Source organism: Pseudaminobacter sp. Soil_N_29, from assembly GCF_057656055.1.
In genome coordinates this window covers 186,717-202,175 of the sequence record NZ_JBDGLC010000007.1, presented here as the reverse complement: position 1 = coordinate 202,175, position 15,459 = coordinate 186,717, and the positions used below count along the sequence as shown (strand labels likewise).

Sequence of the window (15,459 nt, the reverse complement as noted above, 5' to 3'; positions counted from 1 at the left end):
CAGCGTTTCTCAGTGCATCTAGATCCGGGCGTGGCTCCGATATTCGTGAGCGGGCGGGATCCATAGAATTTCTGAACTTAACGCGGGTGGCCGACCGCACCCGATACTATGTTCGCAGAGGGGAAGAACAAATGCAAACAAGGCTGTTGGCACGCGTCGCGATCGCAACTCTTGCCGTCTGCGGGACAAGCGACGCCGTCCTCGCCGCATCGGTGACCCAACCGGGTGAAACCGTCGGCATCGCAGCGGGCGCACCGCTTCCGGAAGGGTTTTACTTCGTAGACACGGCCGATTGGGGGCAAAGAAATACATCGCCCGAGGACACAAGCTTGGGCGTCAACATCCCCGTGCTTGCCTGGTCCACGCCCTGGATGTTCCTCGGCGGCAGGCTGCAGTTCCTGGCAGCCGCCCCCCAAGTCGCAGAGGGAATTGAGCACACGGATTTTGTCTCCGGCATGTACAACCCATACTTCGCCGGGCAACTGGCATGGGATCTCGGCAACAATTTCGGGTTCAGCTACGCGCTTGGCGCCTATATCCGCGTCCACAACGATGTCGCCTTCGACTCGACTTCGCTCAACCAGCGATTTGCTCTCAGCTATACGGGTAACGACTGGAACCTGACCGCCAATGCGATCTGGGGCATTCAGCAACACAAGCTCACCGACACGGAAAATCCTAATTTTCTCAACATAGACCTGACCGCCACCAAGAAATTCGACAAATGGGAGATTGGGGCCGTCGGCTTCTATTCGACCGACCTCAACCATCCGGTTCCCGATTACCAAAAGCAGAGCCAGTTCGCCCTCGGCGGACTCGTCGGGTATAATTTTGGACCGGTCACTCTGCAGGCTTATGTGACCACCGATGTGTGGGAGAAGAATTACGGCGGACGCGATACGCGCGGCTGGGTCCGCGTTATCATACCGCTGGGGAACCCGTTCGCGGCTCCAGCACCGGAAATGGTCAGCAAGTAACGCTAGGCTCGACCGAGATCGGCCGAAACGGCTGTTTCTTGATCGCGCCAGTTTGACGAATGCTGGTCGGGAGGCATCTCGCCTCCCGACCAGGCTCTGTCCGCGGCCCAACTCGGGCTATTTCAGCGGGTAAACTTGGCCGGCGAGGAAGAGCCACCGCGCTGAGCGGCTATTACAGTGGCGAAGCTGGTGCCGACATCAGGCATGATCGCCTTCCCAAGAACTTATCCATGCGCCGTCGATAACAGCCCCTCGGCGGTTCGGCTCAACCCAATCCATCAAATCCCAAGCATGAACACGGAACGGACCGCGTAGGCTCCGCCAATGAGATGATGGGTACCAAGTTGCCTGCAGACGATTGCGGTGTGACTGAGGGCGATCACGACGACTGCTCTCCTGAAGAACACCGCACATCCATGACTCTGCGATTGCAATCAACTGCACCCACTCAGAACAGTGACAGGCTACACGGCAGGCGACACCCCCATAAACACTGTCCACCAGTCATCGTCCCGATCAGCCAAGTTCCTGCATAGTGATCCAACTGAAAGTGTATCATGGCCTACAACGTCTTCGCCGATGATCGACGTCAACTCACCGCATCATAGTTACGTTGCTGAACTAGACACAGCTTCTCGACAGTATAAAATGGCCGCAATGTTCGGTCTTTAGAGGGCTCGCACATGAACGACCTGTCACGACGTGGCGTGATGTTGGGCGGCTTGGCATTCCTGGCTGCGGGCTGCACGCCATTGGTAACGCAGCCGTCCGTAATGGCGTCCAATACGCAGTTCGTCGTGGATCCGCGCTACAAGCGAACGCGCGTGAAGTACGACGGCAATGAGCCTGTCGGAACCATCGTGGTCAATACATCCGAACGTTTTTTGTATGCCATCGAAGATGGCGGGTGGGCGATGCGCTACGGCGTCGGTATCGGCGAAGAGGGGCGCACGGTCAAAGGCAAGGCGATCATCGGCCGAAAGGCGAACTGGCCGGCGTGGACACCCACCGTAAGCATGATGCAACGAAAGCCGCGCCTCCTCAAATATGCAGGTGGAGTACCCGGCGGACCCAATAATCCACTCGGCGCACGCGCCCTTTATCTGTACCGTGACGGAAAAGATACTATGCTTCGCCTGCATGGTACAAATGAGCCATGGACTATCGGCACTGCGGTTTCGAGTGGATGCATCCGACTAACCAATGAAGATATCATTGACCTGTACGAACGTACGAATGTTGGAACAGAGGTCCTGGTGCTTTGATGATGACGCACTGGAATACTCCGATAACACCGCGTAAACTGCTTTACAAAATGTGTCATTGCTGCACTATGCCTTGGCGTATTTGACAGTTATGTTGTAATTGCCCACACTTGTTGTGGGGGCTGCATGGAAATAATTCCACCATAAGCGGGAAGGATAGCTTATGAGCAGATTTCTGATCGCATTAGTCGCAGTACTCGCCGTCGCCAGCCTGAGCGGCTGCACCACCATCGGCAAAGGCAAGGGCAAAGCCCCGCCGCCCGCGCCCGTGGTCGAACCAGAACCCGTCTACAAGTAACAGAAATTGGTGGGAGGGCCGTAGTCGTCCCTCCCACCATAGTCCGCAGTACCGACTGCGGCAGGCTTTCGACCCGGCAGGCCAAAGTCGTCGGAACGAACTGGGCCGATATCGTTCAAACTCAGGAGTGGAGCCACGGGAATGACGCTTCTATCAGGCGTCCGCGTATCTGTTGTGGCTTTTTTGGCGCTTGCGACAGCAGCATGCCAGGACACCAGTCCCGCACCGAGATTCGTCTCGAGTGCCAATGGCACGAAGCCGGTTGTGGCGGCGCCCACGGCCGCACGCGAACTCAAGGAAGATACGTCCAAAACCAAGACATACGGATATTTCATCGAGTTCCGATCGCGCTACGCGCTCAGCTATGGCCACACCTATGTCGTATTTGGCCGTTCCACTAAAAACGGGGAAATGATCAATCCGGAGGTTGCGGGCCTGCATCCGCGCTCCGAAAGCGCGGTTCCCTATGTTCTGGGCCATTTCCTCCCCGTGGAAGCGGAGACCGGATGGAGCGACGGAGACCTGGAAGAACAATACAGGTCCGCGAGTTGGCGCGTGATGCTGACGGAAGCCGAGTACAATAAGGTTGTCGCCAATATTCGCAAGCTGCAGGCCAGTTCACCTGTCTGGCATGCGGCATTGTATAATTGTAACGCGTTTGTTGCGGACATTGCCCGCTCGATGGGTTACAAGACGCCAAGCATCCAGCTTCGGCCGCAGCAATTCGTCACCAAGCTTCGGGAGCTGAATGCGAGACAATCGTAAGCTTCCATCGCCGAGGCCGGGCGCGAAAACTGCGCATTGATGGGGTCGCTTACGAGCCGTTCAGTGGCGCGGGGAGCGTAAATTGACGATATCGATAGCTTCGATCGGCCAGATTGCTTGGGTGCTTGGCATCATTGCCTGGTATGTCATCCGCTATCCTTTCGAACGCCGCGCCAAGCGCGTTCGGGTGGTGAGCGATCGCCGTTCCCCCGCCGACATCTTTGGGCTTGCCTGTGCCTTGCTCGGTCTTGCTATCGTGCCCGCTATCTATGTCGCCACCGGCATCCCCGCAGGGGCCGACTACCCGGCGCAGGCGTGGGCCGTCGTCGTTGGAGCGGCCATCTTTTGCCAGGCGCTGTGGGTTTTTCGCAGGTCCCACAAGGAACTGGGCCGCAACTGGTCGATCACCCTGGAGATTCGCCAGCAACACGAGTTGGTAAGCGGTGGGCCGTACGCCTTCATCCGCCACCCCATGTATACCTCCTTTTTGCTGATGGGAGTGGGGCAGGCCTTCCTGCTGTCGAACTGGTTCGCAGGGGCGGCAGGATTGGTCGGGTTTGCGGTTCTTTTCTTTCTTCGGGTCGACAAGGAAGAGCGCATGATGCTCGAAATATTCGGTCCGCGATATAAAGCCTATATGGAAAGGACAAAACGGCTTATTCCTTATTTCTATTGATAGTTATCAAAGCGGAGCTGCATGATGCGAGGCCGAGCCCTCAAGCTTTCGGAACCGCGACGCCTCGTCGGAGACCTGATGAGGTTTTCGATGGGGGTGCCACGGGTCACCGTGCAGCGCCAGATGCGCCTTGAGGCGCTCCAGAAAGCCAGGACCTCGCAAAAGCACAGATCGTCTTGGACTGTGCTTTTCCTGAAGGGATATGCCCTTCTGGCGCGCGAAATTCCGGAGCTGCGGCGTGCTTACGTCAAATTGCCCCGGCCGCATCTTTACGAATTCCCGATGAGCGTAGCCTCGGTGGCGCATGAGCGCGAGCTTGACGGCGAACGTGTTGTCCTGCTGAGCACCATCAAGGGCCCCGAGCGCAGCTCCATCGCCCAGCTCGAAGCGCTGGTCCAGGCAGCGCGATCGCGTCCGGTCTCGGAGATCAAGGAATTTCGGCGCGCCCTCAAGATGGCCCGCGCGCCGGCGCCCGTCCGATGGCTTCTCATGTGGCTGGGGCTGAATATTGGTCGACAGCGGGCACGCTATTTCGGCACTTTCCAGCTTTCGGTCTATTCCGGCCTTGGGGCGGAATCCCTCAACCCTCTTACGCCTATATCCACCCTGGTCAACTATGGCCCCATCGGCGAAGACGGCTCGGTAAATGTCCGCATCCACTATGACCACAGGGTCATGGACGGGGCGAATGTCGCGCGTGCGCTGGTGAGATTCGAAGAAATCCTGAACAGCATCGTGGCTGGCGAAGTGGAAGACCTGGCCAAAGCACAGTCCTTGCCGGTTCGGCAACTTTCAGAGACAGATGCATGAGCATGAGCAAAGAGCCTCGCCCGGCGGTGGTCGTCGTCGGCGCCTCCCGCGGGATCGGCAGAGCCATCGCCAGGGTCGTGGCCCGCGAGCGGGGCGTGGTCGTGCTCGTTGCGCGCTCGGCTGAAGAATTGGCGGCCGCCGCGGCCGAGGTGCGAGAAGCCGGCGGGGAGCCGTTCACTCTTGCACTGGATCTTGTGGCGCATGATGCGGCGGCGCGCCTGGAGGCCTTCCTCACCGCGCAAGGTCTGACCTGCGATGTCCTGGTCAACAGCGCGGCCTACGGCCTGCGCGGCGCGGCAACGGCACTGCCCGCCGATGACCAGCTCGGCATCATAGACCTCAACATTCGCGCCCTTTGCGACCTCACGCTGCGCTTCTTGCCGGGAATGGTGACGCGGCGGCGCGGCGGGATACTCAATATCGGTTCGGTCGCTGCCTTCACTCCAGGCCCATACATGGCCTTCTACTATTCAAGCAAAGCCTTCGTGCGCAGCTTTTCGGAAGCGCTGCATCAGGAAACGCGCCGAAGTGGCGTAACGGTAACCTGTGTAGCGCCCGGGCCCGTGGACACGGCGTTCCTCCAGAGTTCAGGTGCCGATCTGACCGTGCTGTTCAAGGTCTTGCCAAGGCTGACTTCGGATGAGGTAGCCAAACGCGCCTGGCAAGGCTTCAAGTCGCGCCGTCGGCTGGTCATACCAGGCACTTCGGCCAAGCTTGCCGCTCTTTTCGCAGCATTGGTGCCCTCGGCTTTGCTGTCGCCCCTGATCGGCAAGCTGCAACGCAACGGCAACGACCCCTGCCCGTGTGGCTCGGGCAAGAAGTACAAGAAATGCTGCAGCAGCCGCGCGCACCAGCGCCGCCGCGACGAGTCACGCCTGGTCACCTGACGATTTCGGCCACGCCAATCAACGTGTAGAGCCGTGCCGGCATCCTCCCGCGCGACCAAGGTGCTGACCCGAAGCATCGACCATCGAGGGCCCGCAGGGCGGGGTGGCAACTGTCGAAGCATCGAACATTTCCGCGCGAACAACTCACGTCGCTGCTAAAGCGATGCGGGATGATTGCGGCAGGAGCCCAACACCACAAGCCTAGATGTCGTAGTACAGCACGAACTCGTAGGGGTGCGGTCTTGTGCGTATCTCTTCGATCTCGTGTGTGCGCTTGTAGCTCAGGTAGGTCTCGATGACGTCGGCGGTGAAGACATCCTGTGCCAGCAGGAACTTGCCGTCGGCCTGAAGCGCGTCAAGCGCCTCGTCGAGCGAGCCCGGTGTCGACGGGATTTGGGCGCGTTCGACCGGCGGCAGGTCGTAGAGATTCTTGTCGATCGGTTCACCCGGGTCCAGGCGGCTGCGAATGCCGTCGAGCCCGGCCATCAGCATGGCCGCAAAGGCCAGATACGGGTTGCAGGAGGGGTCCGGGCAGCGGAACTCCACGCGTCTCGCCTTGGGGTCAGGCGAATACATCGGGATCCGGCACGCTGCCGAGCGGTTGCGGCGCGAATAGCCCAGATTGACCGGCGCCTCGAAGCCCGGAACCAGCCGCCGGTAGGAGTTGACGGTCGGTGCGCAGATGCCGAGCAGCGCCGGCGCGTGCTTGAGAAGCCCGCCTATATAATAGCGCATCACCTCGCTGGAGCCGGCATAGCCGTCGCCGGCAAAGATCGGGCGATCCTTCTGCCAGATGCTCTGGTGAACATGCATGCCCGAGCCGTTGTCGCCGAACAGCGGCTTTGGCATGAAGGTGGCGGTCAGGCCTCGCCGGCGGGCAACGTTCTTCACCACGTATTTATAGATCATCACGTTGTCGGCCATGCGCGTCAGCGATGCGAAACGCATGTCGATCTCGCCCTGGCCGCCAGTTGCAACTTCGTGGTGATGCGCCTCAACCGGAATGCCGATCTCTTCCAGCAGCCTCACCATTTCGGTGCGGGCGTCCTGAAGCGTGTCCGCCGGCGGAACCGGGAAATAGCCTTCCTTGGGGCGCAGCTTGTGCCCAAGCCCCAGGCCGGCTCGCCCGGTCCAGTTCGCCTCGACCGCGTCGATGTCGTAGTAGCCGTAATTGGTGCCCTGATCGTAATGGACCTCGTTGAACACGAAGAATTCGAGTTCGGGCCCGAAATAGGCGACGTCACCGATACCGGTGGCCTTGAGGTGCGTCTCGGCCTTCTGGGCGATAAAGCGGGCATCGCGGCTGTAAGGCAGGGTGTTGGTCGGGTCCATGATATTGCAGATCAGGACCAGCGTCGGCACCTCCGTGAACGGGTCCAGGAATGCCGTGGTCGGATCAGGCACGACGAGCATGTCGCTTTCCTGGATTTCCTGGAAGCCGCGGATGGAGGAACCGTCGAAGCCGACGCCGTCGGTGAAGCTGTCCGGCCCGATGGTCTTCGGCGGCACGGAGAAGTGCTGCCACAAACCGGGAAGGTCCACCAAACGCAGATCGACCATCTCGATGTTTTCATCCTTGATGACCCGGAGAACGTCGTCCGGACTGGCGCAGTTGCAAGGCATTGGCGTTTCCTTTCCCTGTCTAGATCGCCCGGTCCCAGGCCGAGTGCCGCTGGCAATGCGCGCGTCTGCGCGCCTTCTGTCGCCGCTCCGTCCGATCCTTCGGCACGTCTGTTCAGCCGTTCGCCGGCAATGAACCTCCATGGCCGGCGCTGAACCGCCCGTGGCGCACCTTCCCGGTCAGCCGCGCGAACTGGGCCTGCCTCATGTGGACGAGCGTGGCGTGGTCGCCCCCCTCGAAATACACTTCCGGCTGCTGAAGAACCTTGTCCTCGATGATGACGTCGAGCCCGTAGCATTCGCCGACCGCAGGAACGGCGCCGCGCGTGCAATCCGTGATCAATTGGTCCAGCTCAAGCTCGGTGGCGAGGGTGAGCCCCTCTCCGAACAGCGCCTTGAGGCCATCGAACTGGAGGCGCCTGGAGGCCGGCAGGATCGCGAGAAAGTAGCCGTCGCGACCGCGCAGCACGACGGCTTTGGCCAGGGCACCGGCCGGAATGCGGCAAGCCCGCGCAGTCGAGATCGAAGAGCTGGTCGGCCTATGCTCGACCAGATCGTACTCGATGCATTTGCGCTCGAGAAATGCCTGGAGCGTCAAGGCAAGGGTCATTCTCCCACCCTCCAGGTGAGCAGACCGAACCTTAAAAACCTACGCCATGATACATCCTGGACGCCGTCCTTGCCAGTTCGATGCCGAGCACCGGATCGCGCCTCAGGAGCTCCCTGATCATCCACGCCGATAGCCGCTTGCGCCGCTTTCTTGCCGCCTCACGGCGACACATAGGGATGGTTTGCGGCTGCAAAGCAAAATTTAACCATATTTGTTCATCTTTGCTCGATCACTGGTTCAAGATGGGGACAGTCCGGAAGTCTCGCAATTGAGGTCGTTGGTCGGCCTCGAGCCCTTTGCGGGGTTGCCGGTAGAGTACGCGTTGGTGAGTAAGATCGTTCGTGCACAGCCTTTGCGCCGCCTGGTGCGCCCGCTGCTAATCACTTGCTTTGGGACCGCTTTTGCCGGTGCTGCCGCCTGGTCGGTGGCCGGGATGATCGCGATGGGCAGCACCTTTGCCCTGAGCAGCGGCCAATACATGCCGAAGCCCCAGATCTACCCGGCCAAGAGGCTGCAGGCGCGGCTCTCGGGCGGGCAAGCCTTGCCGGTCAAGTCGCCAAGGCTGGCTGCCGCATCAGTGCAGTCCTTTGTGACCGGAAGCATCGCCGCCACCCGTGACAAAGCCGCCGACCACAACGATGTTGCGAAAGCCGCTGACGCGAGCAGCAATGCCGCGCGCTTCGAAGACGTCGTGAAGAAGGCCGGGTTGACGCCCGAGAAACTCGCCAGCCTGTTCGCCACCGGCTCCGCCAAGCCGACACGCACGGCAAAGATTGCTGCGCCCGCGCCGCAGCATGCGACGCCGCAGCCCGTCGCGCCGGCCGGCCCGTCCCAGACCGTGCTGGCCTATGCCGATCCTTCACCAGGTGGCGCAGCCGGGGCCGCCTTGTCCGCCTTGCTGGCAGCACCTTCGGAGGAGGACCTCGCCGCGCAGGATCTGGACCTGGACGAAGCAACCGCCATGCTGCCGGGCTTTGAAGACACGCCGCTCGACAGTCCCCTGCCGCAGCCTCGTCCGCTTGGCAACCAGGCCCGCGAGGCTGCCTCGGACACGCAGCAGCCAGGGGAATCGAAGGCGGACGAACCGAAGAAGGCTGATGGCAGCGAAGCGCAGAAGCCGCAGCAACTCGCCTATGCGCGGCCGGACGACCCGTCCGAGAAGCGAGGCAGCGGTCTGGGCCAGACGCTGCGCAACCTGTTCGGCGGCCGCCCCAAGACCGGGGGCGTGGCGGTGTACGACATCAGCGCCGCGAAGGTCTACATGCCCGACGGCAGCGTGCTCGAGGCCCATTCAGGCATCGGCAAGATGGCGGACGATCCTCGCTACGTGCACGTGAAGATGAACGGGCCGACGCCGCCGCACACCTACAACCTCAAGATGCGCGAATCCCGCTTCCATGGCGTCGAGGCGATCCGCATGTTGCCGATCGACGGCAAGAACAAGCATGGCCGTGACGGCTTTCTCACCCACAGTTACCTGCTGCGAGGCAAGCAGGCGCAATCGCATGGCTGCGTAGCGTTCAAGGACTATGATCGGTTCCTCACCGCCTTCAAGCAGGGCAAGGTCAAGCAGATGATCGTGGTGCCGAGCGGCGGGCAGGAAACGATGCGCATCGCCTCCAACGGCAACAGGGTCTGAGAAGAGGGCGGCGACGCCCCTTCCATCGTCGCAAGTGCTAACGCGGCAAGCTCTCCGCCACCGATCGCCAGAACTCGTCGACGATCGGGCGCGTCGCGGTCGCATGGCGATAGATGCGTATCTCGACCTCGATGTCCCAGGACGGATCGTCGGTCGCCCGCACCAGCGTGCCCTCGTCCAGTTCCTGCCTGATCAGGCCTTCGGGCAGCCAGGCGACGCCCCAGCCAGCGAGCGCCATGGTCTTGAGGCCGATCGATATCGTGTTCTCGTGCACGACACGGCGCTGGAAGCGTGGCTTGCTGGCGAAGAGCTTCGACAGTGAGACACCGAAGAACGAGAAGTCGCCATAGCTGAGATAGGGCAGTGGAACTCCACTGCCGATCGCGTGGTCCAGTTGGGCGCCTACGGCTGCCGGGCTGCTGACCGGCAGCAGGCGTTCGGTTCCGAGAACCAGATGTGGGAAGCGCGAGCTGTCCATAAGGAACGGCACCGAGGCATGCGCATAGGTCAGAAAAAAATCTGCCTCGCCCTCGACAAGCGTGCCGATGTTCTCCTCGATCCCGCCCTTGTCCGGGCTCATGCGCGTTCGCAGCTCGCCGAACTTCACCCGCATCTGCTGCAGCCATTGCGGAAAGAACACCACGGTTAGCGTGTTGAGGCCAGAAAAGATGAGCGTCTGGTCGCTCTGCGCCCTTGGCGGCTGCAGGGCATCGCGGGTCGCGTAAAAATTCCTGATGGCTTCCTGCGCCACCGGCAGGAATGCCTTGCCTTCCTTCGTCAGCTCGGCAGGAAAGGTCACCCGGCTGACGAGGGTCACGCCAAGCCAGGCTTCGAGCTGCTTGATGCGGCGGCTGAAGGCCGACTGCGTGATGCGCCTTTCCTCTGCCGCGCGGGAAAAGCTCAGCGTATTGGCCAGGCACGCGAAATCCTCGAGCCATTTCAGTTCCATAAAATCCTCCGCTGCCGCCGCTTGGCCAGATGCCGTTTACACCGCCGGCGGGTGTTATGCAAAAATTGCATAAGGATGGGAAAACAATGCATTGGACGTAGCAAAATGGATTCCCTAGCGTCCGGCGTCTTGAGTTTTCGGGGTCCGAATTGAACAGAACCATTTATCTCAACGGAGACTTTGTCGCCGAAAACGAAGCGAAAATTTCGATTTTCGACCGCGGTTTCCTGTTTGGCGATGGCATCTACGAAGTAACCGCCGTGATCGACGGTAAGCTGGTCGACAATGATCTTCATCTCAGCCGGCTAGAACGCTCGCTGAAGGAAATTTCAATTCCGCTTCCGCTTTCAACGGAAGAAATCGTGGACGTGCAGCGCGAACTGATCGCGCGCAATTCCCTGAATGAAGGCGTCGTTTATCTTCAGGTCACCCGCGGCGCCGCAGACCGCGACTTCGGCTTTGCCGACGACATGAAGCCTTCCTTCGTCGCCTTCACCCAGGCAAAGAATCTGGTTAACGCCAATTCGGTCAGGAACGGCGTAGCCGTCGATATTGCGCCCGACACGCGCTGGGCGCGGCGCGACATCAAGACGGTGATGCTTCTGGCGCAAGTTCTGGCCAAGAAGGCCGCCAAGGCAAAAGGCTTCCACGAAACCTGGCTGGTTGAAGACGGCTTCGTCACCGAGGGCGCCTCGTCCACCGCTTTCATCCTGACCAAGGACGACGTGATCGTCACCCGCCCGAACTCGCATTCGGTGCTGCCGGGCTGCACCAGGCGCGCGGTCATGAAGATTGCCGAGGAGCAGAAGCTCCGCATCGAGGAGCGGCTGTTCACGGTCGAGGAAGCGCAGCAGGCCAAGGAGGCCTTCCTCACCAGCGCATCGAGCCTCATCACGCCCGTCGTCCGGATCGGCGACCACGTCGTCGGCGACGGCACGCCCGGGCCGATCACCAGGCGCCTTCAAACCATCTATCTGGAGTTGGCCCGCAACTAAGCCTGCTTCGGTGGAAAACAGAAGCCACCCAACATTTTTGAGGAGGGGAAACTATGACTATCTTCAACACCACGGCAAAGCTCGCGCGGCGTGCTTTGCTCGCAACGGCTCTGACCTTCGTTGCCGGAGGAGCAGCGATGGCAACGGAAGGCTATGGCGACTGCCCGCTGACCGGCGAGAAGGGCTCGGCCTCGATCACCCCGGCCGTTCCGGGCCAGTTCACCGTCATCATCAACCTGCCGGCGGTCGGCCAGTTCAATGGCGACACGCCCGAGACGATCAAGGACGGCTATGAATTCTGCATGGCAGTCAACATTGCCCACCGCCTTGGCCTCGACAAGGTCAAACTGGTCAACGCCTCCTTCGATTCCATCGTCGCCGGCCAGAACAAGGACTTCGACATCGCGCTGGCGCTGATCTCGGTCACCGAGCCGCGCAAGAAGGTCGTCGACTTCTCGGCCCCGTACCTTGCCTCCGCCCACGGCGTTGCCGCCAAGGCCGGCTCGACCCTGAACGAAGAGACGATCAAGCAGGCCCACGTCGGCACCCAGGCCGGCACGACGCTGGTTCCCTTCGTGCAGGACACGCTGGGCGTTTCCCAGCTGGACGTGTTCGATGACACCGCCTCCATGTTCACGGCCGCTGTAGCCGGCAAGGTCGACGCGGTGATGACCGACCTGGGCATCGTGCTCGGCCAGGTCGCCAATTCCGGCGGCAAGCTCCAGGCCATCGGCAAGTACGCCAGCGACGAACTGACCGCCGGCATCTACCAGAAGGGCTCGCCCAACGCCGAGACGATCGACAAGATCATCGAGGACCTGAAGGCCGACGGCACGCTCAAGAAGCTCGAGGCGGCATATCTGCTCGAGTCCTTCGGCGGCGTTTCGCCCGACGACGTCCCGACCTGGAAGCCCTGAGCCAAGGCTAGAGAAACCACATGTCCACATCGGCTCTCGAAGCCAAGGACGAGCGCGCCAGGAGATGGCGCGCTCGCAACCAGGTCCGAACCTACGGCAAGCGCTCCTTCGGCGTTCTGCTCTTTGCGCTCGCTACCCTCGCGGCGCTGGCCTATACGGCGCAATACATCCGTTCTTTCGTGATCAACGAAGGCTGGACGGCAACGCCGGTGACGGTAGTCGCGGCTCTCGCGTGCCTGCTGCCGCTGTTCGTCGTGGCGCTTGCAGGGCGCGCCCTGTCGTGGTCGTCGCAGGCCGCCAAATCTGCAGACATCTATCTGGGGCGTGAGCTGGGTGCGAAGGCATCCGATGCGTCGTGGAAGGCGCTCGCCTATTCGGCGGCCCTGCTCATCCTCTGCTCGCTGTCGTGGTTCCTCGTCGTCAACGACGCGGCCGTCAGCCGGACCTTCTTCGACCTCGCGCTGATCGTGAAGTCCGCCGGCGCCGTGCTCAAGGCCTTCGGCACCAACATCTTCATCTTCACCGTTTCCGCCGTGCTGATCCTCATCTGGGCGCTTGTGGTCGCGGTGGCGCGCACGCTGCCCGGCGAAGCCGGCAAGCCGATCCGCGCACTGGCCATCATCTATAGCGACCTGTTCCGCGGCCTTCCGGCGATCATCACCATCTACCTGATCGGCTTCGGCCTGCCGCTGACCGGGCTGCCGATCCTGAAGGATCTTTCCTCCAACGCCTACGCCATCATCGCGCTGACGCTGACCTACGGCGCCTATACCTCCGAGGTCTACCGCGCCGGTATCGAAAGCGTGCATCCGAGCCAGATCGCGGCGGCGCGCTCGCTCGGCCTCTCCTATTTCAAGACCATGCGCTACGTGGTCATTCCGCAGGCCGTGCGCGGCATCGTTCCGCCGCTGATGAACAACTGCATCAGCCTGCAGAAGGACACGGCACTCGTCGCGATCATCGGCACGATCGACGCCTTCAACCAGTCGAAGATCATCGCCAGCAACAATTTCAACCTCTCCGCCGTCACCACCGTCGCCATCCTCTTCATCGTGCTCACGATCCCGCAGGCGCGTTTCGTCGACAAGCTGATCGAACGCGACCGCAAGAAGATGCGCTCCTGACCCTCGAACGGATGGACTGAAAAGATGGCACTGGTCGAAATCGACAAGGCATACAAGCGCTACGGCGCGGTCGAGGTTCTTTCCGGCATCTCGCTCGACATCGAGGAGCATCAGGTGGTGTGCCTGATCGGCCCGTCGGGCTGCGGAAAGTCGACGCTGCTGCGCTGCATCAACCGGCTGGAAACGATCAACGAAGGCGAAATCCGCCTGCATGGCGACCGGGTCACTGGCCCCGGCGTGGACCTCGACGCCCTGCGCCGTGAGATCGGCATCGTCTTCCAGGGCTACAACCTGTTCCCGCATATGAGCGTGATCGAGAACGTCACGCTGGCGCCCACCAAGGTGCTGAACATGTCCAAGGCGGAGGCCGTGGAAAAGGGCAAGGCGCTGCTTGCCCGCATCGGGCTGCAGCACAAGGCGGATGAATACCCGGACCGCCTGTCGGGCGGCCAGCAGCAACGCGTGGCAATCGTGCGCGCGCTGATGATGGACCCGACTCTGCTGCTCCTCGACGAGATCACCTCGGCGCTCGACCCGGAACTGGTTTCGGAAGTTCTGGACATCGTACGCGATCTGGCCAAGAACGGCATGACGATGGTGCTCGCAACGCACGAAATGGGCTTTGCCCGCGAAGTCGCGGACAAGGTCTGCTTCCTGCAGGCTGGCAAGGTCTATGAGGAAGGTCCGCCTGAGCAGATTTTCGGCAGGCCGCAGGGCGAGCGCACGCAGGCCTTCCTGAAGCGCATCGTGGAAGCCGGCCGGCTCTGAGATCCGGGCAGTCAAGATAGGTTGAGGTAAGATCGGTGAACGCACGGGATTTTGGCATCGTCTGCGGAATTCTTCCCACGGGCGAGAAGAACGCGATCACCGATGTGCCCGGCGTGCGCGTCGGCCACCACACGATCCGCGACGGCGACATCAACACCGGCGTCACCGCCGTGCTGCCCCATGCCGGCAATCTCTACCGCAAGAAAGTGCTGGCCGCGAGCGACGTCATCAACGGCTTCGGCAAGAGCACGGGGCTGGTGCAGATCGACGAACTCGGCACGCTGGAAACGCCGATCCTGCTCACCAACACGTTTGGCGTCGGCACCTGCGCCAACGCGCTGATCCGCGAGGCGATCGCCTCCAACCCCGACATCGGCCGTCAGACCGCAACGGTGAACGCCGTGGTCTGCGAGTGCAATGACGGGCCGCTGAACGACATCCAGGCAATGGCCGTCACCGAGGAGCATGCCCGGCTGGCACTGGCGAACGCGCATGAAAGCGCGGTCGAACAGGGCAATGTCGGCGCTGGCACCGGCATGACCTGCTTCGGTTTCAAGGGCGGCATCGGCACGTCCTCGCGCCGGCTGGAAATGGACGGCCAGACTTTCCATCTCGGCACGCTGGTACTTTCCAATTTCGGCCGCGCCGGCGACCTCGTGCTGCCGGACGGCCGCCGCCCCTCCCCCGGCACCGCCAAGGAGCCGGAGAAGGGTTCGGTCATCATCATCCTCGCCACCGATGTTCCGCTGGAACAGCGCCAGCTTCGGCGCGTGACCCGTCGCTGCGGCGCGGGGCTTGCCCGGCTCGGTGCCTTCTGGGGCCACGGCAGCGGCGACATCGCCATCGGCTTTACCACGGCGACCACCATCGATCACGACGAGAAGAGCGATCTCATCTCGATGCGTGCGCTGAACGAGAACCGCATCGACAAGCTCTTCCGCGCCGCCACCGAGGCCACGCAGGAAGCGGTGCTGAACTCGATGTGCGCGGCCGACGCCATGACCGGCCGCGCCGGCAATTTCCGCCCCACGCTGGCCGACTGGCTGCGCTGAGCAGGTGTGCCATCCCCCGCTCATCGGGTTCTCGACGGATGTTTCCTGCAAGCCAACACCGATGTCGAACATTGATGTTCGAAATAGTCTCGCTGATGGCGGACTTC

Annotated in this window: 16 protein-coding genes; 13 read left to right on the top strand and 3 right to left on the bottom strand. The window is 61.6% G+C overall.

All coding sequences use genetic code 11. The features are described 5' to 3' along the window. The first annotated feature begins 131 nt into the window (after positions 1-131). The 7 genes from AC3A4H_RS17105 (at position 132) to AC3A4H_RS17075 (ending at position 5,678) form a co-directional block, all read left to right on the top strand. A complete protein-coding gene (locus AC3A4H_RS17105; protein ID WP_487767770.1) occupies positions 132-977 on the top strand; it encodes a transporter in 846 nt (281 codons plus the stop codon). Between the two features lie 683 nt (positions 978-1,660). Further along, a complete protein-coding gene (locus AC3A4H_RS17100; protein WP_487767769.1) occupies positions 1,661-2,242 on the top strand; it encodes a L,D-transpeptidase in 582 nt (193 codons plus the stop codon). A gap of 163 nt (positions 2,243-2,405) precedes the next feature. Further along, positions 2,406-2,540, top strand: coding sequence for an ABC transporter (locus AC3A4H_RS17095; protein ID WP_348780577.1), 135 nt, complete (start codon positions 2,406-2,408; stop codon positions 2,538-2,540). Positions 2,541-2,681: 141 nt separating this feature from the next. Next, positions 2,682-3,305, top strand: a complete 624-nt coding sequence (locus AC3A4H_RS17090; protein WP_487767768.1) for a hypothetical protein — start codon at positions 2,682-2,684, stop codon at positions 3,303-3,305. 88 nt (positions 3,306-3,393) lie between these two features. Continuing rightward, positions 3,394-3,981, top strand: coding sequence for a protein-S-isoprenylcysteine O-methyltransferase (locus AC3A4H_RS17085; RefSeq protein WP_487767871.1), 588 nt, complete (start codon positions 3,394-3,396; stop codon positions 3,979-3,981). A 24-nt stretch (positions 3,982-4,005) separates the two neighbouring features. Next, positions 4,006-4,791, top strand: coding sequence for a hypothetical protein (locus AC3A4H_RS17080; RefSeq protein WP_487767870.1), 786 nt, complete (start codon positions 4,006-4,008; stop codon positions 4,789-4,791). Next, positions 4,788-5,678, top strand: a complete 891-nt coding sequence (locus AC3A4H_RS17075; protein WP_487767767.1) for an SDR family NAD(P)-dependent oxidoreductase — start codon at positions 4,788-4,790, stop codon at positions 5,676-5,678. Before AC3A4H_RS17080 ends, AC3A4H_RS17075 begins: the two co-directional genes overlap by 4 nt. A 201-nt stretch (positions 5,679-5,879) precedes the next feature. Here the strand turns inward: AC3A4H_RS17075 and glnA are convergent, their stop codons facing one another. Then, positions 5,880-7,301, bottom strand: coding sequence for a type I glutamate--ammonia ligase (glnA, locus tag AC3A4H_RS17070; RefSeq protein WP_487767766.1), 1,422 nt, complete (start codon positions 7,299-7,301; stop codon positions 5,880-5,882). Between the two features lie 112 nt (positions 7,302-7,413). After that, positions 7,414-7,908 (bottom strand): aminoacyl-tRNA deacylase, encoded by a 495-nt coding sequence (locus AC3A4H_RS17065; RefSeq protein WP_348780572.1) that lies wholly within the window; start codon positions 7,906-7,908, stop codon positions 7,414-7,416. Positions 7,909-8,176: 268 nt separating this feature from the next. On the opposite strand from AC3A4H_RS17065, the gene AC3A4H_RS17060 reads away from it, so the two are divergent. Beyond that, entirely contained in the window at positions 8,177-9,547 is a 1,371-nt protein-coding gene (locus tag AC3A4H_RS17060) for a DUF2778 domain-containing protein (protein ID WP_487767765.1), read from the top strand. Positions 9,548-9,584: 37 nt separating this feature from the next. Here the strand turns inward: AC3A4H_RS17060 and AC3A4H_RS17055 are convergent, their stop codons facing one another. After that, positions 9,585-10,496, bottom strand: coding sequence for a LysR family transcriptional regulator (locus AC3A4H_RS17055; RefSeq protein WP_487767764.1), 912 nt, complete (start codon positions 10,494-10,496; stop codon positions 9,585-9,587). 149 nt (positions 10,497-10,645) lie between these two features. Here AC3A4H_RS17055 and AC3A4H_RS17050 point away from each other — a divergent pair, with 149 nt between their 5' ends. Genes AC3A4H_RS17050 through AC3A4H_RS17030 form a run of 5 tightly spaced genes read left to right on the top strand, consistent with a single transcriptional unit; the run spans position 10,646 to position 15,352 of the window. Continuing rightward, positions 10,646-11,491, top strand: coding sequence for a D-amino-acid transaminase (locus AC3A4H_RS17050; protein ID WP_487767763.1), 846 nt, complete (start codon positions 10,646-10,648; stop codon positions 11,489-11,491). 53 nt (positions 11,492-11,544) lie between these two features. Then, positions 11,545-12,408, top strand: a complete 864-nt coding sequence (locus tag AC3A4H_RS17045) for an ABC transporter substrate-binding protein (protein ID WP_487767762.1) — start codon at positions 11,545-11,547, stop codon at positions 12,406-12,408. A 20-nt stretch (positions 12,409-12,428) separates the two neighbouring features. Next, positions 12,429-13,532: an amino acid ABC transporter permease gene (locus tag AC3A4H_RS17040; protein WP_487767761.1), complete on the top strand. Its 1,104-nt coding sequence runs from the start codon at positions 12,429-12,431 to the stop codon at positions 13,530-13,532. Positions 13,533-13,556: 24 nt separating this feature from the next. Next, positions 13,557-14,300 carry an amino acid ABC transporter ATP-binding protein gene (locus AC3A4H_RS17035; RefSeq protein ID WP_487767760.1) on the top strand — a complete coding sequence of 248 codons (744 nt, stop codon included), beginning with the start codon at positions 13,557-13,559 and terminating at the stop codon, positions 14,298-14,300. 35 nt (positions 14,301-14,335) lie between these two features. Next, positions 14,336-15,352 (top strand): DmpA family aminopeptidase, encoded by a 1,017-nt coding sequence (locus tag AC3A4H_RS17030; protein WP_487767759.1) that lies wholly within the window; start codon positions 14,336-14,338, stop codon positions 15,350-15,352. The last annotated feature ends 107 nt before the right edge of the window (positions 15,353-15,459 follow it).

Coding starts and splice junctions, on each gene's coding strand:
- AC3A4H_RS17055 (WP_487767764.1), bottom strand. CDS start 10,496: ATGGAACTGAAATGGCTCGAGGATTTCGCGTGCCTGGCCAATACGCTG.
- AC3A4H_RS17075 (WP_487767767.1), top strand. CDS start 4,788: ATGAGCATGAGCAAAGAGCCTCGCCCGGCGGTGGTCGTCGTCGGCGCC.
- AC3A4H_RS17080 (WP_487767870.1), top strand. CDS start 4,006: ATGCGAGGCCGAGCCCTCAAGCTTTCGGAACCGCGACGCCTCGTCGGA.
- AC3A4H_RS17045 (WP_487767762.1), top strand. CDS start 11,545: ATGACTATCTTCAACACCACGGCAAAGCTCGCGCGGCGTGCTTTGCTC.
- AC3A4H_RS17105 (WP_487767770.1), top strand. CDS start 132: ATGCAAACAAGGCTGTTGGCACGCGTCGCGATCGCAACTCTTGCCGTC.
- AC3A4H_RS17095 (WP_348780577.1), top strand. CDS start 2,406: ATGAGCAGATTTCTGATCGCATTAGTCGCAGTACTCGCCGTCGCCAGC.
- AC3A4H_RS17090 (WP_487767768.1), top strand. CDS start 2,682: ATGACGCTTCTATCAGGCGTCCGCGTATCTGTTGTGGCTTTTTTGGCG.
- AC3A4H_RS17065 (WP_348780572.1), bottom strand. CDS start 7,908: ATGACCCTTGCCTTGACGCTCCAGGCATTTCTCGAGCGCAAATGCATC.
- glnA (WP_487767766.1), bottom strand. CDS start 7,301: ATGCCTTGCAACTGCGCCAGTCCGGACGACGTTCTCCGGGTCATCAAG.
- AC3A4H_RS17040 (WP_487767761.1), top strand. CDS start 12,429: ATGTCCACATCGGCTCTCGAAGCCAAGGACGAGCGCGCCAGGAGATGG.
- AC3A4H_RS17100 (WP_487767769.1), top strand. CDS start 1,661: ATGAACGACCTGTCACGACGTGGCGTGATGTTGGGCGGCTTGGCATTC.
- AC3A4H_RS17035 (WP_487767760.1), top strand. CDS start 13,557: ATGGCACTGGTCGAAATCGACAAGGCATACAAGCGCTACGGCGCGGTC.